Raw genomic sequence first — 20164 nt, 5'->3', positions numbered from 1 at the left:
TCGAAGCCGGGAGATAGCTCTATCGACGGTTTGACATCTGGCCGGTCGTCGGGGTCGGCTCAGCGCAGGTCGTCCACGTCCGCGACGAACTCGCGGAGCATCCGCCGCGTGACGTGGGGCATACAGACGACCCGCAGCTCGTCGCGGCCGGTCCGGGAGATTCGCCACTCCCGCTTGCGGAGCGCCTCGAACACCGACTCGGGAACGTCGGCGGCGACGAGCGGCAGGTCGGGCTCGACCACGTCGAACCCGCGGTCGTCGAGGGCGTCGGCGAGCCACGACGCGTTCGCCGTCGCCGTCTCGTAGGCCTCACGGTACCCCGCGGGCCACAGTTCGTCGAACGCGGCCACGGTGCCCGCCACCCCGGCGCCCGAGCGCGTCCCGGTCAGGGTCGCCTGCGAGGTCGACTCCAGATACGGCGTCTCGACTGCGAGCGCGTCGAGCGTCGCCCGGTCCCGGGCGAGGAGTCCGCCGGCGGGCACCGGCGCCTGGCCGAGTTTGTGGGGGTCGACGGTGAGCGTGTCGACCGGGGCGTGCTCGAAGCACCACTCGTGGTCGGTGAAGGGGAGGTAGAAGCCGCCCCACGCGGCGTCGACGTGGAGGAGCGGTCGGTCGCCGCCCGGGGTCGACTCCCCGGCGGCCTCGACGACCCCGGCGAGGTCCGGAATCGGGTCGACGCGGCCGTACTCCGTCGACCCGGCGACGCCGACGACGGCGACGGTGTCGTCGCCGACGGCGGCGCGGACGGCGTCCACGTCGGCCCGCCCGTCGCCGTCGGTCGGGACGGTGAGGAGGTCGACGCCGAGCACGTCTGCGGCCTTGGCGAAGCTGAAGTGCGCGCTCTCGGGGGCGACGACGTTCGGGCTCTCGGGCGGCGACGTCCACTCGTCGCGGGCGCGGTTCCGGGCCGCCCTGACCGCCTGGATGTTCGCCTCCGTCCCGCCGCTCGTGACGTACCCGTGAGGGTCCGCGAGCCCGGCCAGTTCCCCGAGCGCGTCGACGGCGCGCGCCTCGAGTTCGGCGGCGGCGCCGTAGGTCCCAGGGTCGCCGGGGTTCGTCGCGAGGAAGCGAACCGCGGCCTCACGCGCCGCCGGGTGGGGCTCCGTACACATCGACGAGAGGACGCGGCGGAACGATTGCGGCTCCGGGACGGCCTGCTGCATCGCCGACATCTACCGACGGCCGCCGTTTATCGGTTCTGGATTCCCCGCCGTCGCCGGCGCCGCGACGCTCTCGGTCGTCGCTCGCGCCGCGTCGAGAACGGCGCCCGCAGTCGTCGCTCACACCACGACGAGGACGGCGACCGCGAACAGCGCCGCCTGGTACAGCCCGTGGACCAACACCGGGACGGCGAGGTTCTCGGTCCCCTCGTAGACGGTGCCGAGCACGACCCCGACGGCGAAGACGACCGCGAGGCCGAACGCCGCCGTCGCGGGGTCGAAGCCGAACCCGAGCGCGTGGACGGCCGCGAACAGCGCGCTCGCGAGGACGATTCGGGTCGTCGGGCCGAACGAGCGGCCGAGCCGTCCCTGCACCGCCCCGCGGAAGAGAAGCTCCTCGGCGGGGGCGACGACGAACACCGAGGCGACGCCCAGCAACAGGAGTATGAAGGGGTCGGCGACGACGAACGGGCGGAGCAGGGTCGTGGCCGTGTCGACGCCGGTGAACCGGCCGACCGTGAGCGCGCCGAAGACGAGGACGAGCGCGGCGAGGAGGCCGCCGAGGGTCCAGCGCCGCTCGGCCCGGGTGGGGAGCCGGAGGTCGACCCCGTCGAGCCGGCGGACGACGTAGGCGAAGGCGACGCCGAAGAAGGCCAGTCGGGTCACGACGGCGGCGTAGACGACCGCAGACGCGTCCATCGGGACGAGTTCCGCGAGGACGAGGCCGGCGACGACGGCGGCACCCAATCCGGCCGCGACGACGACGAGCGAGACGGCGACGAGGAGCGCGACCCCGCGGCCGAGGACGGTCCGCGACCGGCCTGAGAGGGATGGCCGAGCGGGCGAGAGCGACCCCGGCGGCCGACGGGTCTCGGTCGCGGACCTCATCTCGGTCTCGTCGCCCAGTGGGCGCCCGCTCGACTCCGACGACACGGGTTCGGTGCTCGCGGCCGACGACGTGGATTCGGTGCTCATAGTGACCCCTCCGGGCGACTGCTCGGAGGACGGCGGAACGTAGGCGGTTCGTGGAAATAAGTCGGAACGTGAGGCGTCGGTTGGGACGCGACTGCGAGGTAATCACCGTCGCCGTCGTCACCGACTCGGTGAGAGGCGAATCCCGCCCCCGGTCAGAACATCGTCAGCGCGACGTACGACACTCCGAACAGGATGAGGTTATAGATGCCGTGGACGATGACGGGGACCGCGAGGTTCCCGGTGCGTTCGTACACCGTCCCGAGCACGAGGCCGACGGCGAAGATGGTCGCCGTGGCGAACAGCACGCCCGAGAGGCCGCTGACGAAGTTGAACACGTGCAGCGAGGCGAACAGCAGGCTCGACAGCCCGACGGTCACGACCGGCCCGAACGTCCGTCCGAGCCGGGTCTGGATGGCGCCGCGGAACAGCATCTCCTCGGCGGGGGCGACGAGGAACACCGAGAGGACGCCGAGCACGAGCAGGACGACCGGGTCGGCGACGATGTAGGGTTCGAGCACGCTCGTCGTCGTCTCGACGCCGAGGAACTGCCCGAGCGCGCCGGCGCCGAAGGCGACGGCGAGCGCGCCGACCAGCCCGCCGACTATCCAGCGGAGTTCGCGGCGGCTGGGGGTCCGGAACGGGACCGCCTCGCGACCGAGGCGCCACAGGACGTAGCCGAGGCCGACCACGAGGAAGGCCAGTTGGCCGGCGACGAGGCCCGCGAGGAGGAACGTCGTGGAGTCGAAGTCCGGAACCGTGAGGAAGACCGGGATGGTGAAGACGACGTTCGCGGCCAGCGCGAGGACGACGAGTCCGACGCCGACGAGAATCGCGAGTAGCTGGTCACGAGTGGTTACTCGGCGGCTCCCGGCGCCACCGGCGGCCGGGTCTGGGGTAGGGGTGTACGTCGACATGATGGTAACTCCCCGAGCGGCGGCTCGGGAGGGACAGTTCAGTGTACGGTCGCTCAGAGCATAAACGAGACTGCGACTCTCGGTGTCCGAGAACGGCGAAGTCGGGTGTGGGCGGGGGACGATGCCGGTGGGGCCGTCGAATCGAGCGGCCGGGGCGCCGTCGCCGGACTACCGCACCGACTCGAGGACGAGCTTCTGTTCGACGCGCTTGACCTCGTGTTGCACGTCGCGGACGGCGTCGATGTTCGCCGAGATGGAGGAGATGCCGGCGTCGACGAGGAACTGCACCATCTTCGGCTTCGAGCCGGCCTGCCCACAGATGCTGGTCTTCACGTCGTGTTCGCGGCAGGTCTCGATGGTCGAGCCGATGAGCTCCAGGACGGCCGGGTGGAGTTCGTCGAAGCGGTCGGCGACGTTCGGGTTGTTGCGGTCCACCGCGAGGGTGTACTGGGTGAGGTCGTTCGTCCCGAAGGAGGCGAACGTGATGCCGGCCTCGGCCATCGACTCGATGGAGAGCGCGGAGGCGGGCGTCTCTATCATCACGCCCCACTCGCGCTTCTCGGGGTCGATGCCGGCCTCCTGCATGAGCTTCTTGGCGCGGTAGACGTCCTCGGCGTCGTTGACGAGCGGGAACATGACCTCGACGTTGTCGTACCCCATCTCGTAGAGGCGGCGGAACGCCTCCAACTCGTGGGCGAACACGTCGGGCCGGTCGAGGCTGCGGCGGATGCCGCGGTAGCCGAGCATCGGGTTGTGCTCGTGGGGTTCGTCCTCCCCGCCCTCCATCTCGCGGAACTCGTCGGTCGGGGCGTCGAGGGTCCGGACGCGCACGGCACGGGGGTAGAACTCCTCGGCGACGTGGCGGATGCCCTCGACGATCTCCTGGACGTACGCCTCCTCACCCTCGTCGCGGATGAACCGTTCGGGCGTCTTGCTCAGCGAGAGCACCATGTGCTCCATGCGGAGCAGGCCGACGCCGTCGGCGCCGGTCGCCGCCGCACGCTCTGCGGCCTCCGGGATGGAGACGTTCACCTTCACCTCGGTGGCCGTCATCGGCTTGACGGGCGTCTTCGGGCGCACCTCCTCGACGGGCTCGCGCTGCTCCTCGCCGGTCGAGGTGTCGGCTTCGCCCTCGCGGATGGTCCCCTTGTCGCCGTCGAGCGTGACGGTCTGACCGTCCTCCAACTGGCGGGTCGCGGAGCCGGTGCCGACGACGGCGGGGACGCCGAGTTCGCGGGAGACGATGGCGGCGTGGCTGGTCATGCCACCCTCGTCGGTGATGATGCCGGCGGCGCGTTTCATCGCGGGCACCATGTCGGGCATGGTCATCTCGGTGACCATGATGTCGCCATCGCTCACCTTGTCGAGCTGGTCGAGCTTCGAGATGATGCGGACGGGGCCGGAGGCGATGCCGGGGCTCGCACCCAGGCCGCGCATGATGACCTCGTCGCCCTTGCCTTTCCCTTTCGAGACGGAGCCGCCGTTGGCGGCCGCCTCCGACCCGCCGTTGGCCTGGGCAGTCGCCTCCGGCGAGTCGGTGGAGGCGTCCTCGATGCCGCCCTCGCGGATGGTGGTGATGGGTCGGGACTGGAGCATGTATATCTCGCCGTCGTAGACGGCCCACTCCACGTCCTGGGGCGTCTCGTAGTGCTCCTCGACCTTGACGCCGAGTTCGACGAGCTTCGAGATTTCCTCGTCGCTCAGGACGCGGGCCTCCCGTTTCTCGTCGGGCACGTCGACCTCGACGGTCTCGCCGGTGTCGGGGTCCTTGACGTGCATCAGCTTCTTGTCGGCGACGGTCAACTCCTCGACCTCGCCGGAGTCGCGGTCGACGACGTAGTTGTCGGGGGAGACGGCGCCGGAGACGACGGCCTCGCCGAGGCCCCACGCCGACTCGATGATGATGCGGGGCTCGCCGGTAGAGGGGTGGCTCGTGAACATCACGCCGGACTTCTCGGCGTCGACCATCCGCTGGACGACGACGGCGATGTCGACGTTCTCGTGGGGGAACCCCTTCTGGTTCCGGTAGTAGATGGCGCGCTGGGAGAACAGCGAGGCCCAGCACTCCTTGATGCGTTCGAGGAGGGCTTCTTCGCGGACGTTGAGGAACGTCTCCTGTTGGCCGGCGAAGGAGGCGTCGGGAAGGTCCTCGGCGGTCGCGGAGGAGCGGACGGCGACGAACGCCTTCTCGCCGTCCTCGCCCACGGTACGGTAGGACTCCAGAATCTCCTCGCGCACGGACTCGGGCATCTCGGTGCCCATGATGAGTTCGTGGGCGCGCTCCTGCGCGTTCGAGAGCGCCTTCGAGTCCTCGGGGTCGACGTCGACCGCCTCGAAGAGCTCGTCGTCGATGCCGGCGTCCTCGATGAACGCACGGTACGTCCCGGCGGTCACCACGAACCCCGGCGGAACCGGGAGTCCGGCGGCGGTCAGTTCACCGAGAGACGCGGCTTTGCCACCGACCGTTTCCAGGTCCGAAGCCCTGATTTCGTCCAGCCAGAGTACAGCCATTTCGCACCTGAACCGTCGGCGAACGACGTTAAGTAGCTTCCGACAGGTGCGAGTGTGAAAATATCCTCACTCGGTTACGAGTACGGTTTGGGCGGAACTTATTGGTCGGCGTGGCACGTCGGGGAGGGCATGGAAGACGCCGCGACAGAGCGCCACCTCCGGCGCTGTCTCGACCTCGCCCGGGAGGCGGCCGCCGCCGGCGACGAGCCGTTCGGTTCCCTGCTCGTCCGCGACGGCGAGGTGATTCGCGAGGCACTGAACCGGGTCCACACCGAGGACGACATCCGCGCCCACCCGGAGCTCGAACTCGCCCGGTGGGCCGCCCGCGAACTCGACGCCGACGCCCGCGCCGAGACGACGATGTACACGAGCACCGAACCGTGTCCGATGTGTTCCGGCGGGATGCGCCTCGCCGGGCTCGGTGGGGTGGTCTACAGCGTCTCGCACCCCGCACTCGCGGACCTCCGCGGGACCGAGCCGCACACCCGCGCCGCCACGGTACTCGGCGACGACAGGGTCGAGGGGCCGGTACTGCTCGACGAGGGTCTCGCGGTCCACGAAGCGTACTGGTAGGGCGACAGCGGAGCGAATCGTCGCTGGGACGAGCGACGACCGACGGTTCGGGACGAGCGGCGACCGACCGGCTATCCGCAGGGTGGGGTTCCGGAAGGGGCCGGCCGGTCGCCGTCGCTCGCGACGTAAGCACTGGACCGAGCGACCGAAGGGAGCGAGGGAAGCGCGCAGCGAGTCGAGCGGCGGCGAGCGGGCGGGGGCTTCCGGGAGTCGTCCTGACGAGAACCGGTTCGGGGGGACCGCACGTCTCGACTGCTTCGACGTACGGCCCACGAACTTTCATACCTCCGCCCCGCAACCGCCGGGTATGAACACGGACACGCGCCGCGTCCTTCTCGTCGACGCGTTCACGGACGAGCCCCTCGCCGGCAACGCCGCCGGTGTCGTCCCCGACGCCGCCGGACTCTCCGAGGCGTCGATGCAGGCGATCGCCCGCGAACTCGGCGCGAGCGAGACGGCGTTCGTCCTCCCGGTCGAAAATCAGGACGAGGACGCCGACCGCCGCCTACGCTTCTTCACGCCGACGCGCGAAATCGACCTCTGTGGACACGCCACGGTGGCGGCCCACGCGCACCTCCACGAGGTCGGCGACCTCGACGCCGACACGACCACGACGGCGACGAACGCCGGGGCGGTCGACGTGGATGTCGAGTCCGACGGCACCGTCTGGATGCACCAGACCTTCGAGAGCGTCGAGCCGGTGACACCCGACTACGACCGACTCGGCGGGGCGCTCGGCATCGACCCGGAGGCGCTGAAGGACGTGGGCGCCGACCTCGCGCCAGCAGTGGCCTCGACGGGCCTCCGCTACCTGCTCCTCCCGGTGAACTTTCTCGAACATCTCTCGGGAGCCGACCCGGACCACGAGGCCATCGAGGCCCTCTCCGAGGAGTTCGACCTCACGGGCGTCTACGCGTTCACCTTCGACACGCTCGAATCCGAGTCGACGCTCCACGGGCGGATGTTCGCGCCGGCCGCGGGCATCCCGGAGGACCCCGTGACCGGCACCGCGAGCGGGGCGTGTGCGGCGTACCTCCGGTACGTCGACGCCTTCGAGGGGGAGACGCCGTCGACGCTCCGCTTCGAGCAGGGCCACTTCGTCGACCGGCCGGGCTACGTCGACGTCGAGTTCGTCGACGACGCGGACGCCGAGGGAGCGGCCGGCGCGGCGGGCGACCGCGACCACGGGCTTCGAGTCGGCGGCAGGGCGGTCACCGCGTTGGACGGCGAGGTGACGGTGCCCGCACCCGACGACGGCGGCGACGACATCATCGAGGCGTAGGACGACGACGAAGTCGTCGAGCCGTCGCTCGGCGGCGTTCCACGGCTCTTCGCGACGGCGGGTCCGGGCAACCGCTCTCGCGACTACTCTCCGGCGTCGGCGACGCGGACGGTGAGCGTCCCGTCGAACCGCCAGCGCGCCGTCGGTGAGGGCCGGTCGAACCGCGAGGGCACGTCGACCACGGTGTCCTCGAACGTTTCGCGCACCTCGTCCTCGGACAGCACGCGGGAGACGAACTCGCGCACCGGCTCGGGCGGGGTCGGCGCGGCGTCCGTGGTCGGGTTTCCGGTCTCCGTCCCGTCTTCCATCTCGGTCTCCTCTCCGGCTTCGCTCTCGGTCTCCGAGTCGGGCGCCATGGGCCGGGGTAGGTACTCGACGGGCAAGACCCCGTTGGCGGCGGGGCGGGCCCGAGCCGGGAGGGCTGGCCCTCGCCGAGACGCCGAGGCCGGCGCGAACCGTCCGTTGAGCGGCAGTTCCGGTGCTTTTAAACGCCTCTCGGCCGCAGATACTCCCAATGGCTTTTGAGGAGCTGCTGAACGACCCTGTCATCCAGAAGTACCTGCACGAACTGGTAGGGCCGACGGGGATGCCGGTCGCCGCCGCGCCGCCGGACGGTGAGGTGACTGACGAGGAGCTGGCCGAGGAACTCCAGCTCGAACTCAACGACGTCCGCCGCGCGCTGTTCATCCTGTACGAGAACGACCTCGCCTCCTACCGGCGGGTTCGCGACGAGGACTCCGGCTGGCTCACCTATCTGTGGACCTTCGAGTACGAGAACATCCCGGAGAACCTGGAGGAGGAGATGTACCGCCTGCTCGAGGCGCTGGAGGACCGCGAGGAGTACGAGCGGACCCACGAGTTCTACCTCTGTGAGGTGGACTCAATCCGCTTCGAGTTCGGCGAGGCGATGGACTTCGGCTTCGAGTGTCCCGAGTGTGGCTCCCCCCTCGAAGCGATGGAGAACAACCGACTCGTCGGTTCGATGGAGCGCCGGTTGAACGAGTTGCGTGACGAACTGAACGTCGACGCCAACGTCGACGCCGCCTGATGGTCGTCCTCGCAACCAAGTGTTACGTGACCGGCGACGCCCGCGACCGGGCGCTCGACGGCCTGCGCTCCATCGTCGACAACGAACTCGGCGACCTGGACGTCGACTTCGAGGTCGGCGTTCGCCACGACGACTTCGTCATCGTCACCGTCGAGGGCGACGACGCCGCCGTCGCGCGCAACCTCCTGCGCGAACGCTGGGGCGAACTCCCGGCCGCCGACGAGGACCTCGTCCCCGGCGAGGCGTACGTCGGCACCCTCGAGTCCTGGGACGACGAGGGGTTCACCCTCGACGTGGGCCGGGAGGTCCGGATTCCGAGCGAGGAACTGGGGCTGGGCCCCGGTAGCGCCACGCAGGTCAAGGAGCGCTTCGGGCTCGTCCAGCACCTGCCGATGCGGTTCGTCTACGGCGAGCCGTCACGGCTGGCCGACACGGAGCGCGACCGCCTGTACGACTGGTCGCGCGGCGCCGGCCGCGTGACGGTCAACAGCTCGACGCGCGCGGAGGTCCGCGCGACCGTCAACCGAGCGGGCCACGCCGAGGACATCGTCACCGTCGAGCGGCTGGGGCTGCTCGAACACAGCATCGTCTGTAAGGACTCCACCGACCCGCCGGGGCTGCTCGCCAGCATCGGGCGTCACCTCCCGGCCGAACTGTCCTGCGTCGTGACCGACTGATATGAACCGGAAGGTCCTCGCCGCCGTCGCCCTCTGTCTGCTCGTCTTCAGCTCCGGCTGTCTCGGCTTCTTCCGCGGCCCGCAGCCGGTCGACGACGAGCGTCTGGACCAGGCGCCACCCGACGGCTACGAGTACGAGTGGGACGCCGACCGGGCGGCGCACTTCACGCTGACGGAGAACGCCCGGTTCCTCGCCGTCTATCAGGTGCCCGCGAACCGCTCCGAGATAACCCTCTACCGCAACGACGGCTTCGGCGGGACGAACGCCATCGACGTCTCGGCGGTGCGCTATCGGTATCCGAACGGGACCACCATCAGCGGCGGCGAGTTCGAGGACTACGGCGGGAGCGTCAGGCAGACCCGCGACGAGGTCGTCGTCGACCTGCCGAACGGCACGTCCGGCGAGCCCGGACGCCTGGCGTTCACCTCCTCGTCGACGCCGAAGCGATTCTCGCTCCCGGCGTACGACTGGGTCGGCGGCACCAGCTACGAGGTCGTGCTCCCGCCCCAGCGCTCGGTCGACCTCCCCGTCTTCGGGAACGTCCGGCCGGGCGGCTACGAGGCCCGCGACCAGGGTGACCGGGTGCGCATCGTCTGGTCCGACGTGACCGCCGGCTCCGTCTCGGTCCAGTACTACCTCCAGCGCGACGTGTACGTCTTCGGCGGCATCGCCGCCGCGCTCCTGCTGGTCGGGCTGGTCGGGCTGGTGTACTACCGCCGACAGATCGAGGAACTGCGGGAACGCCGCGAGGAGATGGGCGGGAAGGCCGAACTCGAGGACGACGACTTCGGCGACGACCCGCCGCCGGGGATGGGCTGAGGCGGAACCCCGAACCCGCATCGGCAGTCGACGACGGCAACGCTCCCGCCGACCCGCGCGCTTTTACTCGCCCCACGCCTCGCCCCGACCATGCAGGTAGCCGTGGTCACCGTCGGCGACGAGATTCTCGCCGGAGACACCGTCAACACGAACGCCTCGTGGCTCTGTGCCCGACTCGCCGAGCGGGGCGTGGACGTCGAACGCGTGATCACGCTCCCCGACCGCGTCGCCGACATCGCCCGCGTCGTCAACGAGTACCACGCCGAGTACGACGCAGTCCTCGTCACCGGCGGACTCGGCCCGACTCACGACGACCTGACGATGGCGGCCGTCGCCGCGGCGTTCGGCCGCGACCTCGAACCGCACGACGAGGCGCTCGACTGGCTCACCGAACACGGCGGCTACTCGGCCTCCGACCTCGCGGCCGGGACGACCGACCTCCCGGCCGGCGCGCGATTCCTCCCGAACACGGAGGGCGTCGCCCCCGGCTGTGTCGTCGAGTCGGTGTACGTGCTCCCGGGCGTCCCGGACGAGATGGAGGCGATGTTCGCGGCCATCGAGACGGAGTTCTCGGGAGAGCCGCGGTACGTCCGGACGCTGCTCGCCGACGAGCCGGAGTCGGCCCTCCTCGACCGCATCGAGGGGGTCCGCGAGGCGTTCGACGTGCGGGTCGGGAGCTACCCGGGCGAGGGCGTCCGGCTCAAGCTGACGGGAACCGACGAGTCGGAGGTGGAGTCGGCGGTCGCGTGGCTTCGCGAGCGCGTGGACGTCGCTACGCAATCGGAGTAACTCCAAACACGGAGTAACGGCGGCTCAGCGGTACAGGTAGGCCAGCCAGCCGACGGTAATGAGGAGACTGACCACGAGGACGACGCCGCCGCTCAGGTTCGGGTCGAAGGCGACTTCGCCTGCTTCTGCGAGCATCATACCCGCCCTTCCGCGGCCCGGCACTTCAAGCTTCGAGTTCCGGCGGCGGGGCTCGGCGAGAGAATCTTCGAAGCGGGCCTCCGAGCCGGGGTCGGCTCTCGGCCCGCCGCGTCGGTCGGCATTCCGGTCGGTCCGGGACTGGTGGCCCGGCGTGGCGTGGCATTCCGGCTTCGGGGCGGACGGCGTCGCTCTCGACCTGACGCGAACCGGCTTCGGTCGGTCAGTCGACGGTCCGTCCCGTCCGCATCCGTGCTATCGGGTCGGGTCACCTAACCCCGGCGCCTAAACAGTTAACCCCCTTCCCGTGAACCGACGCGACTTTCTCCGAGCGGGCCGCGCTCCCGGTATGCGAATCGGCTTCGTGCTCAACCCCGTCGCCGGGATGGGCGGACGGGTCGGGTTGAAGGGGACCGACGGAAAGGTCGCGGAGGCGCGCGAGCGGGGCGCAGCCCCCCGCGCACCGGACCGCGCCCGGCGCGCGCTTGACGCACTCTCCGACGCCGCGCCCGGGGTCACCCTCCTGACCTACGGCGACCCGATGGGCGAGGCCGAGGCCCGCGCGGCCGGCTTCGACCCCCAAGTCGTCGGCGACCCGAGCCTCGAAGACGGGGAGACGAGCGCGGCCGACACCCGCGCGGCCGTCGAGCGGTTCGCCGACGCCGGCGTCGACCTCGTGCTGTTCGTCGGCGGCGACGGCACCGCCGCGGACGTGGCCGACGCGCTCGACGCGACGGGTGCCGAGGGGGAGGTTCCCGTGCTCGGCGTGCCGGCGGGCGTCAAGGTCTACTCCTCGGTGTTCGCCGTCTCTCCGGAGGACGCCGGCGAGGTCGCCGCCACCTTCGACCGGACCGAGAGCCGCGAGGTGATGGACATCGACGAGGACGAGTACCGTTCCGGGGAGGTCCACCCCGAACTCCGTGCCGTGGTTCGAGTGCCCGTCGCCGACGACCTCCAGTCTTCCAAACAGTTGGGGGGCGGGACCGTCGAAGCGCTCGCGAAGGGCGTCGCCGACGCAGTCGAACCCGGTGTCACCTACGTGCTCGGCCCGGGGAGCACCGTCGGCGCCGTCAAAGCGGAACTCGGTTTCGAGGGGTCGCCGCTGGGCGTCGACGTGTGGCGAGTCGTCCCCGAGTCCGACGAGGACTCGGGAGCAGACGAGAGCGAGGGGCGCTCTCGTCGCGGGGAGCTTTTGGTCCGCGACGGGAGCGAGACCGAGATTCTCGACGCCCTCGGCGACCGGAACGTCATCGTCGTCTCCCCCATCGGCGGGCAGGGGTTCGTCTTCGGTCGGGGGAACCCACAGCTCTCCCCCGCCGTCATCCGACGCTGCGACGTGGAGGTCGTCGCCTCCCGCGCGAAGCTCGACGGGCTGGACAGCCTCCGGGTCGACACCGACGACCCAGAACTCGACGCCGCGCTCCGCGGGTGGACGAAGGTCCGCGTCGGCCGCTTCGAGCGCCGGATGATGCGGGTCGAGTAGGCGGGGACCGAGCCTCCCCCGAGGACCGAGCCCGTGCCGCGGGCCGAGACCGGGGCGCATCCGCCGGCCGGACGTTCATTATGAACATATAAGGATTGGAGGGGCAAGATTAAGGTCCTACAAGGGGTACCGAGTGCCATGGTCGAGACGCGCAAGGTCCAGCGGCTGGGGCCTTCGACGCTTGCGATGACGTTACCCGCGGAGTGGGCGAAGGAACACGGCGTGAACAAGGGCGACGAGGTGTCGATTCGGATGGGCGGCAAGGGTACCCTCACCGTCCTCCCCGAGTCGGCGAGCACGGAGGACTCCGAGGCCATCCTCCACGCGGACAACCTCGACGCAAACTCCCTCGAGCGGGCCATCCTCGCCCAGTATGTCCTCGGTCGGCGGGTCATCCACGTCCAGTCCGACGAGGGCGCCCTGGACAGCGAGCAGATCAACGCCGTCTACAAGGCCGAGACGCAGTTGATGGGGCTCGGCGTCATCGAGGAGACACCCGAGAACATCGCCATCCGCTGTTCGGTGGACCCTGAGGACTTCACGCTCGACAACCTCCTCAAGCGACTCGAGAGCACGGGGAGCACGATGCGGGGCGAGGCGGTCAAGGCGCTGGCTCACGGCAACCCCGACCTCGCTCAGCGCGCGCTCAACCGGGAGCGGCAGGCGAACAAGATATTCGTCCTCCTCCTGCGGCTCATCTTCACCGCCTACCAGAACCCGAACCTCTGCCGGGCCGTGGGGCTCGAGTCGGGCTTCCCGCTCATCGGCTACCGTTCCGTGGCGAAGAACCTCGAACTCACCGCCGACAACGCGGAGGATATCGCGGACATCGTCCTGGAGACCGAGGGCCACACCCTCGACGTGGACTCGGGGACGATGCGACGCATCCGGGAGTTCACCGACCAGGTCGACGAGATAACGGTGAAGGCCGTCGAGGCGGTCGTCGACCGCGACTACGACAAGACCATCGAGGTGCGTCACCTGTTCAGGCAGATCGGCGACCGGGAGTCCGAGATTCTGAACGACCTCCCCGAGATGGACAACCGGGCCCTGCTACGGGTGCGGGAGGTGCTCGTCAGCCTCCAGCAGACCGCCCAGTACGCGATGCGCAACGCGGAGATCGCGGCGAACCTCGCGCTCAACGAGGAGAACGAGCACGTCACCATCAGGTGAGTTCTGGGCTGTAGTCGTTTTCGGGCGCGCTTCGTTTCGGATTCTTTCATCTTTTACAGGTAGTCGGAAGCGCGTGGCGCCTGCTACCGCGGGGTGTCGAGCGACTTCCGAGTCACAGCGAATTGCCACACCCTCCCCAACCGTTTCCTTCGCTCCCTCGTTTCACTCGGTCGCTCAGCCATCCCTCGCACGAACGCTCGTGCCGCGGGCGACACGAGGCGCGCGCCGCGAGCCGGTTCGTCGGCGAGCGAGGCCGTGCGAGGGACGAGAAGCGCAGCGACCGCAGCGAGCGAGCATCGCAGTCGGCTGGGGAGGATGTGGCGTCTCGTTGTGACTCGGTAGTCTCGACGCTCACCGCGTTCGGTTTGCCCGCCGTCGGGAGAGAACTCCGGCCTACTATCTCCGACTCCGACTCAGTCCGCGGGCACCTCCGGCTCGGTCTGGTTCTCGACCGTCGCCACCGGCGCCACCTCGCTCACGGACTCGCCCGTCTTCCGCGCGGTCATCGGGTTCCGGTGGCTGATTTCGCAGTCGAACGCCGGATGCTCCGCGAAGTGCTGTAACACCATGTGTCGACGCGAGCCGGTGATACCCGAACGGCCCACCGCCTCGGCGGTGAACTCCTCGGGCAGGCGGCCGAACAGTCGGCGCAGAGCGTCGAACGAGTCGAACACTTTGGCGTTGCCCGTCGAGTCGGCGCCGCGCCGGGAGACGACGTAGCTGCCGTCCTCGCGGTACTCGCCGGCGGTGCGGAAGAACTCGCGCTTCTCGGTCAGCGCCGTCCCCAGCGCCTCCTGCAACCCCGCGGCGTCGGCTCTGGAGAGCTCGTGCTCCGTACCGTCGACCGTCAGCAGAATCGATTCCCCGTCCGCAGTCACGTCTACCGTGTCGGGTTCCTCATCACGCGAGGAGAACTCGACCAGGAGACTGGGTACTCCGGGACATGTACGTGGTCGTATGACACACCGGGTGAAAAAGCCATCGCCGCCCGCGACGGAGAGCGTCGCGACCTCGCTACGACCGGAGGCCGAGCAGGCCGTCGTCGGTCGTGGTCGTCCCCGGTCCGCCGCCGTCGCCGGCGCTCCCGTTCCCGTCGCCGCCTCCGAACAGACCGCCGGCGTCGGTCGTGGTGGTCGCGGTCGTCGTCGACCCGCCGGCCGTCGTACCCGTCGTCCCCTCGGACCCCGACTCGCCGTCGGTCGCCGTGGTGGTCGCGGTCGTCGACCCTCCACTCGCGTTCGCGACCTCGCCCCCGTCGGCCTTCGTCCCGAACACGTCCGTCTCGAACGTCTTCTCGTAGGTCAGCGAGTCCAGCGGGACGCGAATCGAGTCGCCGCCGACTCGGAGCGTCGCGTAGAACTCGATGCGGAGGTCGGTGGTCTGGTTCCGCTGGAGGTGGCTGACCCACCACTCGTCGAGCTCCGAGTTGTCGATTCGCGTCGTCGTCTCCAGCGTGCGAGCCTCCCCGCTCGGGACGACGTACGTGCGGTCGGATGCCCCCTGGCCGACGGTCACGTCGTTCATCGTCACGGTGTAGCCGACCTCCGTCAGCGCGACGGGGACCGGCTTCGGGTTGTAGAGCGTGAAGTTCGTGTCGATGGGCGTCGCGGAGTCGTTCACCTCGCCCCACGCGGCGTCGGTCTCGTTGACGTAGAGGACGGGGTCCGAGACGAGCGGCCGGCTCGCGTTCACCGGCCGCGTCTCGTTCGAGGCGAACCCGCCGACGAGGTCCGTTTCGACCTCGCGCTCGACCGCCGGCGCGTCGACGCCCGCTCCGCCGAGGAGGGGCGAGGAGACCGACGCGTCGACGGTCAGCGTCGTCCGCTCGTCGTTTCGGACGTGGCTCACCCACCAGTCGGGGATGCGCTCGTTGTGCATGTCGGTGCGAAAGGCGAGGGTCGACGCTCCGCGGTCGAGCGCGACGCCCGACTTCGTCCCTTCGGCCATCCCGACCCCGTTCATCGACACCGCGTAGTCGACCGTCGCGTCCCCGAACGACACGCCGAGTGGGTTCGGGTTCGACACGTGGAGGTCGGTCTCGACGGCGGTCGTCTCGTCGTCGACGGGGCCGAAACGGTTGTCGACGCCCGCCACCGACGGGGCGCCGAAGACGCCCGTCGCCACCGCCACGCCGGCGGCGACGAGGACGAGGACGGCCGCGACGGTCACCAACCGACGAGTGCCCGACAGCAGTGCCCGAATTCTATCCATAATCGGAGACAGTCATACAATCGTATAAATCTCACGCGGCTCGAGGTAGCGGCGCCGAGGGGGAGCCGACGGGGGTGTCAGACGCGCGTCGGCCCCGGAGCGGACAGGAACACAACGTATTAGGTCGGCCCGGCGCACCTCCGGGTATGGAAACGGCCACAGCGGATTCGGACATGGGCGTCGGCCTCGCCGTCGTCTGCTCGGTGCTCGCGCTCGGCGGCGCGGTCGTGATGCTCGTGGGGGACCAGTCGACGGCGGCGTGGGGGTTCGCCGCGGCGATGACGGCGGCCGCGCTCGCGGTCGTCGGTGCGCAGGCGTACTGGTAGCCCGTCGGACCGCCGGACTGGTAGACCGAGCGGGCCGGGCGGACCGGTCCCGACAAGCAAGCATACTGGTAAGCGACAACCGTTAATATCCTCACGCTCCAATCGTCGCCGGGAATGAGCGAAATGAGCGACGAGGACCGACGCATCCTCTCCTACCTCCACGACAGCGTAACCGGTGGCGAGCGATACTTCCGCGCGAAGAACATCGCCGAAGCCATCGGGCTCTCGGCGAAGCAGGTCGGCTCCCGGCTGCCGCGGCTCGCAGAGGAGTCGGAGGACGTCGACATCGAGAAGTGGGGTCGGGCCCGCTCGACGACCTGGCGCGTCACGCTCAGCTAATCGAGACCTCCTCTCCGTGTCCCGAGGCCACCGTCCCCGTGTCCCGAGAGACCGACCACGGGAGTCGTCGACGGACCCAGACGATAGACGATGTACGATAGCGTCCGCGAGCTACCACGCTTTTACCGCTCTCGTCCGTACCCTCGTTCATGACTGTCCGCGTCAGCCGGACCTTCGAGTTCGACGCCGACCCCGAGGAGGTCTGGGCGTTCATCGCCGACCCCGAGAAACGAGCCGCCGCCATCAGCGTCGTCGACGAGTACGACGTCGGTGACGACGGTCGTACGGCCACCTGGCACGTGAAACTCCCCATCCCCCTCATCTCCTCGACGGTCGCCGTCGAGACCGAGGACGTGACCCGCGAGGAGCCCCGCTACGTGAAGTTCGTCGGGCGCTCCCGTGCGATGCGCGTCACCGGCGAGCACACCATCGAGTCGACCGAGTCGGGGACGACGCTACAGAACGAGTTCGTCGTCGACGGGAAACTCCCCGGCGTCGAGAAGTTCTTCAAGCGCAATCTCGACCGCGAGCTCGACAACCTCGAGGCGGCGCTCCGGCGCGACCTGGAACTGAAAGCATGAAGCTCGCACTCGCACAGCTCGACCAGGAGGCCGGCGACGTGCAGGGGAACGTCGACCGCGCCGCCGCGGCCGTCGCGGACGCCGCGAGCAGGGGGGCCGACCTCGTCGCCCTCCCGGAGCTGTTCACCGTCGGCTACTTCGCCTTCGAGTCGTACGCCCGCGACGCCGAGGGGCTCGACGGACCGACGTTCTCCCGCCTCGCCGACCTCGCCGCCGACCACGGCGTCGGCCTGCTCGCCGGGAGCCACGTCGAGGACCTCGCCGAGAGCGCCGAGGCCGGCGTCGACGTCCCCGCCGCGGAGGGGCTCGCGAACACGGCGGTGTTCTACGACCGGGACGGGAAACGCCGAGCGGTCTACCGCAAGCATCACCTGTTCGGCTACGAATCCGCCGAGTCGCGTCTGCTCACCCCCGGGGACGCCGTCGAGACGACGCGCTTCGAGGGGTTCGAGGTCGGCGTCACCACCTGCTACGACCTACGCTTTCCCGAACTGTACCGCGAACTGGCCGACGCCGGCGCGACGCTCGTGCTCGTCCCCAGCGCGTGGCCCTACCCCCGGGTGGAGCACTGGACGACGCTCCCGCGCGCCCGCGCCATCGAGAACCTCTGTTACGTCGCGACGGTCAACGGGGCAACCGAGTTCGAGTCGGCGACGCTGCTCGGGCGCTCCACCGTCTACGACCCGTGGGGGACGACGCTCGCGAGCGCCGGCGACGACCCCGCGCTCGTCACGGCGGAGGTCGACCCCGAGCGCGTCGACGCCGTCCGCGAGGAGTTCCCGGCGCTCGGCGACCGTCGGGAGTGAACGACAGCCCCCCGACTGAACCACGGCCGCCCCGAGCGACCCACGACCGCTCGGTCCCACTCCGGTCGCCGGGAGCGACGCTCCCGGACACGTGAGCGTGTGACGACGTCGCGTACTCGCGGTCGAAGGGTTTATTAAAGGGGGAGCGCAACGAACTGATGCCGGTGATTGACGCTTTTCTCGTCATTCCGGCACGAAACCGCGCACATCCACGGCGTAGGGGTCCGCTGTGGTACCGCGACCGGCGGCCGGACAGCCGCCGACTCAAGGCGTGACGACGCCCGCCCCTGAGCCCGGCAGGGGCGTTCCAACTTCCAGGGAGCGACGGCGCTCCGCTCGTGCGCCTCGCTCCGTGGAGTCGACCCGTACCGACGTCGTCCTCTCGACTCGAACCCCGCCCCCGAGCGACGCGTCGGCATTCCCGATTCTCGCACGCGCCGACCACGGTGCGTTCACCGTCGACCGTCCACCGTGAGCCGTCGGTGTCGGCCGTCTGTCATCGACGGTCGGCGCGGAGGGTCCGCGCCGTATCGGGGTCGGTATTGGAGACGCGGCGAGCCGAAAGTTGAGCGTCGGACGACGGTCGAACGTCGAACAGGGAGTGCTCAGGCCCAACCGCGCAGCGGCATCGGGGCCCCGGTCCCCTCGGCGACGAGGTAGTAACCGACGAGCCCCCAGGCGGTGGCGATGGGGCCGACGAACAGCAGGGCACCGAGGACGGTGTTCACGGTGTAGAACATCGCGGCCATCGACAGCGAGGGGCCGGCGCCCATCAGTGCGAGGCCGGCTATCTTCAGGATGGCCGGTTCGGCCTGCAGGTACAGCGCGAGACCGAGCGGGAGCCCGCCCATGAAAAACAGGAAGTTTCCGAGGGCGAAGCCGATGCCGACGACGCCGCCGAGGGCGGTGTCGCTCCCGACGAAGGCGGTCTGGGCGACCGCCGAGAGCAGAGCGAGGATGAACCCGCCGCCGGTGGCGGCGATGCCGGCGTTCCACAGCCAGCCGGAGACCCACTGTTGGCGGGTCCAGAGCCCGAGAAGCCCGATGAACAGCAGGGCGATGGAGAGCACGAGCACGCCGTTGTCGACGCGGAAGACGACGCGCTGGACGTCGAACAGCACGCCGTCGTCGACCGGCCCGAAGTTGGTGAAGTCGGCGGTGGCCCGGCGGAGGACGGCGAACGTCATCAGTAGGGCGCCGAGCAGGCTAGCGCCGCCGGCCGCCCGGATACGCAGTGCGTTCCCCGCGAACGTGTCGGAGACGGTGTCGGTAGTCATGGTAGGGGTCTGGAGGAGAGCTACTCGTCCGCAGGGAAGGACCGTGTGCGCAAAACGATTATGGGCAGGGAACCGGGGAGGGCGCCGAACCCGTACGGGACCGTGTCAAACGCTCTCGCGGTGGGGGCGTTGCCCCGGCGGTCCCCCGACCGTCGGAAAAAGGGCTGTAAATACAGCCTCACTCGGTAACCCCGTTTCGTGAGCACGTGGACGTGATGCATCGACGCAAACTGCTGAAGACGGCAGGCGCGGTCGCCGGCGGGATGGCGCTCGCCGGCTGTGGCGGACAGTCGGGTGGCGGGAGCGAGAACGCCTCCGCAGAGAACGAGAGCGGTAGTGAGGCCACCGACAACGGGACCGCCGGCAACGAGTCGATGGCGGGTAACGAGTCGATGGCCGGCAACGAGTCCGGCGGCAACGAGAGTGCCGCAGGGACCGACGGCGACGTCGTCGACGTCGACGGTGAAATCGGTGATTCGCCCGAGGGTCTGGAGGTCACGACCCGTGAACTCTACCAGACCAACGGCGAGGTCGGTCTCCGCGGGACGGTCGAGAACACCGGTGAGCAGGCCTACGAGACCGTCGAAGCCGAGGTCACGCTCCAGGACGACCAAGGTGAGGTCCTCTACGAGTTCGTCGACGAAACCGAGGAGGCCCAGACCGCCGGCCTCCCGACGGGAGAGTCCTGGGACTTCGACGTCGTGTTCGAGGAGGCCCAGATGGCCGAAGTGACGAACTACACGGTCAACCTCGACGGCGACGTCGCACAGACGGCCGGCGACGAGGGGAACCTCTCGGGCGGCAACGCGACCGGAAACACGACGATGGGCAACGAGACGATGGGTAATTCGACGGCCGGCAACACGACCGCGAACTGACGCGCCGAACGGCGTTCAGTTCGCGTCCGACTCACATCGACTTTCTTTGAAAATCACCCTCACAGCGGCCGCGCCGGGGTCGCTACGCTCCGTCGTGATTCTCGCGTTGTCGCGTCGGTAACTCGGTCAGCAGCCGCAAACCGGTCGTCCCGAACCCGAGTCGTCACGCGGTCGCTTCGGCGAGTCGCAGACGGACGAGCCCACCC

General features: G+C 69.5%; 21 protein-coding genes. 13 read left to right on the top strand and 8 right to left on the bottom strand.

All coding sequences use genetic code 11. The features are described 5' to 3' along the window. Positions 1-59 precede the first annotated feature (59 nt). From mfnA to ppsA, 4 genes are all read right to left on the bottom strand, one after another. On the bottom strand, positions 60-1163 hold the full coding sequence (gene mfnA, locus N5095_RS12970; RefSeq protein WP_267623311.1) for a tyrosine decarboxylase MfnA: 1104 nt from the start codon (positions 1161-1163) through the stop codon (positions 60-62). A 117-nt stretch (positions 1164-1280) separates the two neighbouring features. Beyond that, positions 1281-2135 carry a CPBP family intramembrane glutamic endopeptidase gene (locus N5095_RS12965; protein ID WP_267623310.1) on the bottom strand — a complete coding sequence of 285 codons (855 nt, stop codon included), beginning with the start codon at positions 2133-2135 and terminating at the stop codon, positions 1281-1283. Between the two features lie 152 nt (positions 2136-2287). Next, a complete protein-coding gene (locus N5095_RS12960) occupies positions 2288-3049 on the bottom strand; it encodes a CPBP family intramembrane glutamic endopeptidase (RefSeq protein ID WP_267623309.1) in 762 nt (253 codons plus the stop codon). 168 nt (positions 3050-3217) lie between these two features. Further along, the gene (ppsA, locus tag N5095_RS12955) at positions 3218-5560 is read right to left on the bottom strand and encodes a phosphoenolpyruvate synthase (RefSeq protein WP_267623308.1); all 2343 of its coding nucleotides are present in this window, start codon (positions 5558-5560) and stop codon (positions 3218-3220) included. 129 nt (positions 5561-5689) lie between these two features. Here ppsA and N5095_RS12950 point away from each other — a divergent pair, with 129 nt between their 5' ends. After that, positions 5690-6133 (top strand): nucleoside deaminase, encoded by a 444-nt coding sequence (locus N5095_RS12950; protein ID WP_267623307.1) that lies wholly within the window; start codon positions 5690-5692, stop codon positions 6131-6133. Positions 6134-6440: 307 nt separating this feature from the next. After that, positions 6441-7415, top strand: coding sequence for a PhzF family phenazine biosynthesis protein (locus N5095_RS12945; protein ID WP_267623305.1), 975 nt, complete (start codon positions 6441-6443; stop codon positions 7413-7415). A gap of 83 nt (positions 7416-7498) precedes the next feature. On the opposite strand, the gene N5095_RS12940 is transcribed toward N5095_RS12945, so the two are convergent. Next, a complete protein-coding gene (locus N5095_RS12940) occupies positions 7499-7771 on the bottom strand; it encodes a hypothetical protein (protein ID WP_267623304.1) in 273 nt (90 codons plus the stop codon). 158 nt (positions 7772-7929) lie between these two features. Between N5095_RS12940 and N5095_RS12935 the strand changes: the two genes are divergently transcribed. The 6 genes from N5095_RS12935 (at position 7930) to N5095_RS12910 (ending at position 13540) form a co-directional block, all read left to right on the top strand. Next, on the top strand, positions 7930-8463 hold the full coding sequence (locus tag N5095_RS12935; protein WP_267623303.1) for a transcription factor: 534 nt from the start codon (positions 7930-7932) through the stop codon (positions 8461-8463). Then, on the top strand, positions 8463-9140 hold the full coding sequence (locus tag N5095_RS12930; RefSeq protein ID WP_267623302.1) for a DUF2110 family protein: 678 nt from the start codon (positions 8463-8465) through the stop codon (positions 9138-9140). Before N5095_RS12935 ends, N5095_RS12930 begins: the two co-directional genes overlap by 1 nt. Before the next feature lies 1 nt (position 9141). Next, positions 9142-9960 (top strand): DUF5803 family protein, encoded by an 819-nt coding sequence (locus tag N5095_RS12925; protein ID WP_267623301.1) that lies wholly within the window; start codon positions 9142-9144, stop codon positions 9958-9960. A gap of 90 nt (positions 9961-10050) precedes the next feature. Then, on the top strand, positions 10051-10749 hold the full coding sequence (locus tag N5095_RS12920; RefSeq protein WP_267623300.1) for a competence/damage-inducible protein A: 699 nt from the start codon (positions 10051-10053) through the stop codon (positions 10747-10749). Positions 10750-11233: 484 nt separating this feature from the next. Further along, the gene (locus N5095_RS12915) at positions 11234-12367 is read left to right on the top strand and encodes an ATP-NAD kinase family protein (RefSeq protein WP_267623299.1); all 1134 of its coding nucleotides are present in this window, start codon (positions 11234-11236) and stop codon (positions 12365-12367) included. 138 nt (positions 12368-12505) lie between these two features. Continuing rightward, positions 12506-13540 carry a phosphate signaling complex PhoU family protein gene (locus tag N5095_RS12910; protein WP_267623298.1) on the top strand — a complete coding sequence of 345 codons (1035 nt, stop codon included), beginning with the start codon at positions 12506-12508 and terminating at the stop codon, positions 13538-13540. 413 nt (positions 13541-13953) lie between these two features. On the opposite strand, the gene N5095_RS12905 is transcribed toward N5095_RS12910, so the two are convergent. Both N5095_RS12905 and N5095_RS12900 read right to left on the bottom strand, forming a co-directional pair. Then, complete coding sequence (locus N5095_RS12905; protein WP_267623297.1) at positions 13954-14418, bottom strand: DUF7528 family protein; 465 nt, start codon at positions 14416-14418, stop codon at positions 13954-13956. Between the two features lie 136 nt (positions 14419-14554). After that, the gene (locus N5095_RS12900) at positions 14555-15751 is read right to left on the bottom strand and encodes an LEA/WHy family protein (protein ID WP_267623296.1); all 1197 of its coding nucleotides are present in this window, start codon (positions 15749-15751) and stop codon (positions 14555-14557) included. Positions 15752-15897: 146 nt separating this feature from the next. Between N5095_RS12900 and N5095_RS12895 the strand changes: the two genes are divergently transcribed. From N5095_RS12895 to N5095_RS12880, 4 genes are all read left to right on the top strand, one after another. Then, positions 15898-16077 carry a DUF7525 family protein gene (locus N5095_RS12895; RefSeq protein ID WP_267623295.1) on the top strand — a complete coding sequence of 60 codons (180 nt, stop codon included), beginning with the start codon at positions 15898-15900 and terminating at the stop codon, positions 16075-16077. Between the two features lie 114 nt (positions 16078-16191). Beyond that, positions 16192-16416 (top strand): DUF7123 family protein, encoded by a 225-nt coding sequence (locus N5095_RS12890; protein ID WP_267623294.1) that lies wholly within the window; start codon positions 16192-16194, stop codon positions 16414-16416. Positions 16417-16565: 149 nt separating this feature from the next. Beyond that, on the top strand, positions 16566-16997 hold the full coding sequence (locus N5095_RS12885; protein ID WP_267623293.1) for an SRPBCC family protein: 432 nt from the start codon (positions 16566-16568) through the stop codon (positions 16995-16997). Further along, positions 16994-17803, top strand: coding sequence for a carbon-nitrogen family hydrolase (locus tag N5095_RS12880; RefSeq protein ID WP_267623292.1), 810 nt, complete (start codon positions 16994-16996; stop codon positions 17801-17803). The genes N5095_RS12885 and N5095_RS12880 overlap by 4 nt, the downstream gene beginning before the upstream one ends. Before the next feature lie 605 nt (positions 17804-18408). Here N5095_RS12880 and N5095_RS12875 read toward each other — a convergent pair. Beyond that, entirely contained in the window at positions 18409-19080 is a 672-nt protein-coding gene (locus tag N5095_RS12875; RefSeq protein ID WP_267623291.1) for a hypothetical protein, read from the bottom strand. A 215-nt stretch (positions 19081-19295) separates the two neighbouring features. Between N5095_RS12875 and N5095_RS12870 the strand changes: the two genes are divergently transcribed. Further along, positions 19296-19958 (top strand): FxLYD domain-containing protein, encoded by a 663-nt coding sequence (locus N5095_RS12870; RefSeq protein ID WP_267623290.1) that lies wholly within the window; start codon positions 19296-19298, stop codon positions 19956-19958. Positions 19959-20164 lie beyond the last annotated feature (206 nt).

The organism is Halobium salinum, from assembly GCF_026586625.1.
Classification (GTDB): domain Archaea; phylum Halobacteriota; class Halobacteria; order Halobacteriales; family Haloferacaceae; genus Halobium; species Halobium salinum.
This window is presented reverse-complemented; position numbering and strand designations above follow the sequence as displayed.

What these genes read in the sequence shown, in the direction of transcription:
- N5095_RS12885 (WP_267623293.1), top strand. Translation starts at nt 16,566, where the DNA reads ATGACTGTCCGCGTCAGCCGGACCTTCGAGTTCGACGCCGACCCCGAG.
- N5095_RS12880 (WP_267623292.1), top strand. Translation starts at nt 16,994, where the DNA reads ATGAAGCTCGCACTCGCACAGCTCGACCAGGAGGCCGGCGACGTGCAG.
- ppsA (WP_267623308.1), bottom strand. Translation starts at nt 5,560, where the DNA reads ATGGCTGTACTCTGGCTGGACGAAATCAGGGCTTCGGACCTGGAAACG.
- N5095_RS12915 (WP_267623299.1), top strand. Translation starts at nt 11,234, where the DNA reads ATGCGAATCGGCTTCGTGCTCAACCCCGTCGCCGGGATGGGCGGACGG.
- N5095_RS12930 (WP_267623302.1), top strand. Translation starts at nt 8,463, where the DNA reads ATGGTCGTCCTCGCAACCAAGTGTTACGTGACCGGCGACGCCCGCGAC.
- N5095_RS12890 (WP_267623294.1), top strand. Translation starts at nt 16,192, where the DNA reads ATGAGCGAAATGAGCGACGAGGACCGACGCATCCTCTCCTACCTCCAC.
- N5095_RS12945 (WP_267623305.1), top strand. Translation starts at nt 6,441, where the DNA reads ATGAACACGGACACGCGCCGCGTCCTTCTCGTCGACGCGTTCACGGAC.
- mfnA (WP_267623311.1), bottom strand. Translation starts at nt 1,163, where the DNA reads ATGCAGCAGGCCGTCCCGGAGCCGCAATCGTTCCGCCGCGTCCTCTCG.
- N5095_RS12875 (WP_267623291.1), bottom strand. Translation starts at nt 19,080, where the DNA reads ATGACTACCGACACCGTCTCCGACACGTTCGCGGGGAACGCACTGCGT.
- N5095_RS12940 (WP_267623304.1), bottom strand. Translation starts at nt 7,771, where the DNA reads ATGGCGCCCGACTCGGAGACCGAGAGCGAAGCCGGAGAGGAGACCGAG.
- N5095_RS12950 (WP_267623307.1), top strand. Translation starts at nt 5,690, where the DNA reads ATGGAAGACGCCGCGACAGAGCGCCACCTCCGGCGCTGTCTCGACCTC.
- N5095_RS12925 (WP_267623301.1), top strand. Translation starts at nt 9,142, where the DNA reads ATGAACCGGAAGGTCCTCGCCGCCGTCGCCCTCTGTCTGCTCGTCTTC.
- N5095_RS12920 (WP_267623300.1), top strand. Translation starts at nt 10,051, where the DNA reads ATGCAGGTAGCCGTGGTCACCGTCGGCGACGAGATTCTCGCCGGAGAC.
- N5095_RS12910 (WP_267623298.1), top strand. Translation starts at nt 12,506, where the DNA reads ATGGTCGAGACGCGCAAGGTCCAGCGGCTGGGGCCTTCGACGCTTGCG.
- N5095_RS12900 (WP_267623296.1), bottom strand. Translation starts at nt 15,751, where the DNA reads ATGGATAGAATTCGGGCACTGCTGTCGGGCACTCGTCGGTTGGTGACC.
- N5095_RS12960 (WP_267623309.1), bottom strand. Translation starts at nt 3,049, where the DNA reads ATGTCGACGTACACCCCTACCCCAGACCCGGCCGCCGGTGGCGCCGGG.
- N5095_RS12965 (WP_267623310.1), bottom strand. Translation starts at nt 2,135, where the DNA reads ATGAGCACCGAATCCACGTCGTCGGCCGCGAGCACCGAACCCGTGTCG.
- N5095_RS12935 (WP_267623303.1), top strand. Translation starts at nt 7,930, where the DNA reads ATGGCTTTTGAGGAGCTGCTGAACGACCCTGTCATCCAGAAGTACCTG.
- N5095_RS12895 (WP_267623295.1), top strand. Translation starts at nt 15,898, where the DNA reads ATGGAAACGGCCACAGCGGATTCGGACATGGGCGTCGGCCTCGCCGTC.
- N5095_RS12870 (WP_267623290.1), top strand. Translation starts at nt 19,296, where the DNA reads ATGCATCGACGCAAACTGCTGAAGACGGCAGGCGCGGTCGCCGGCGGG.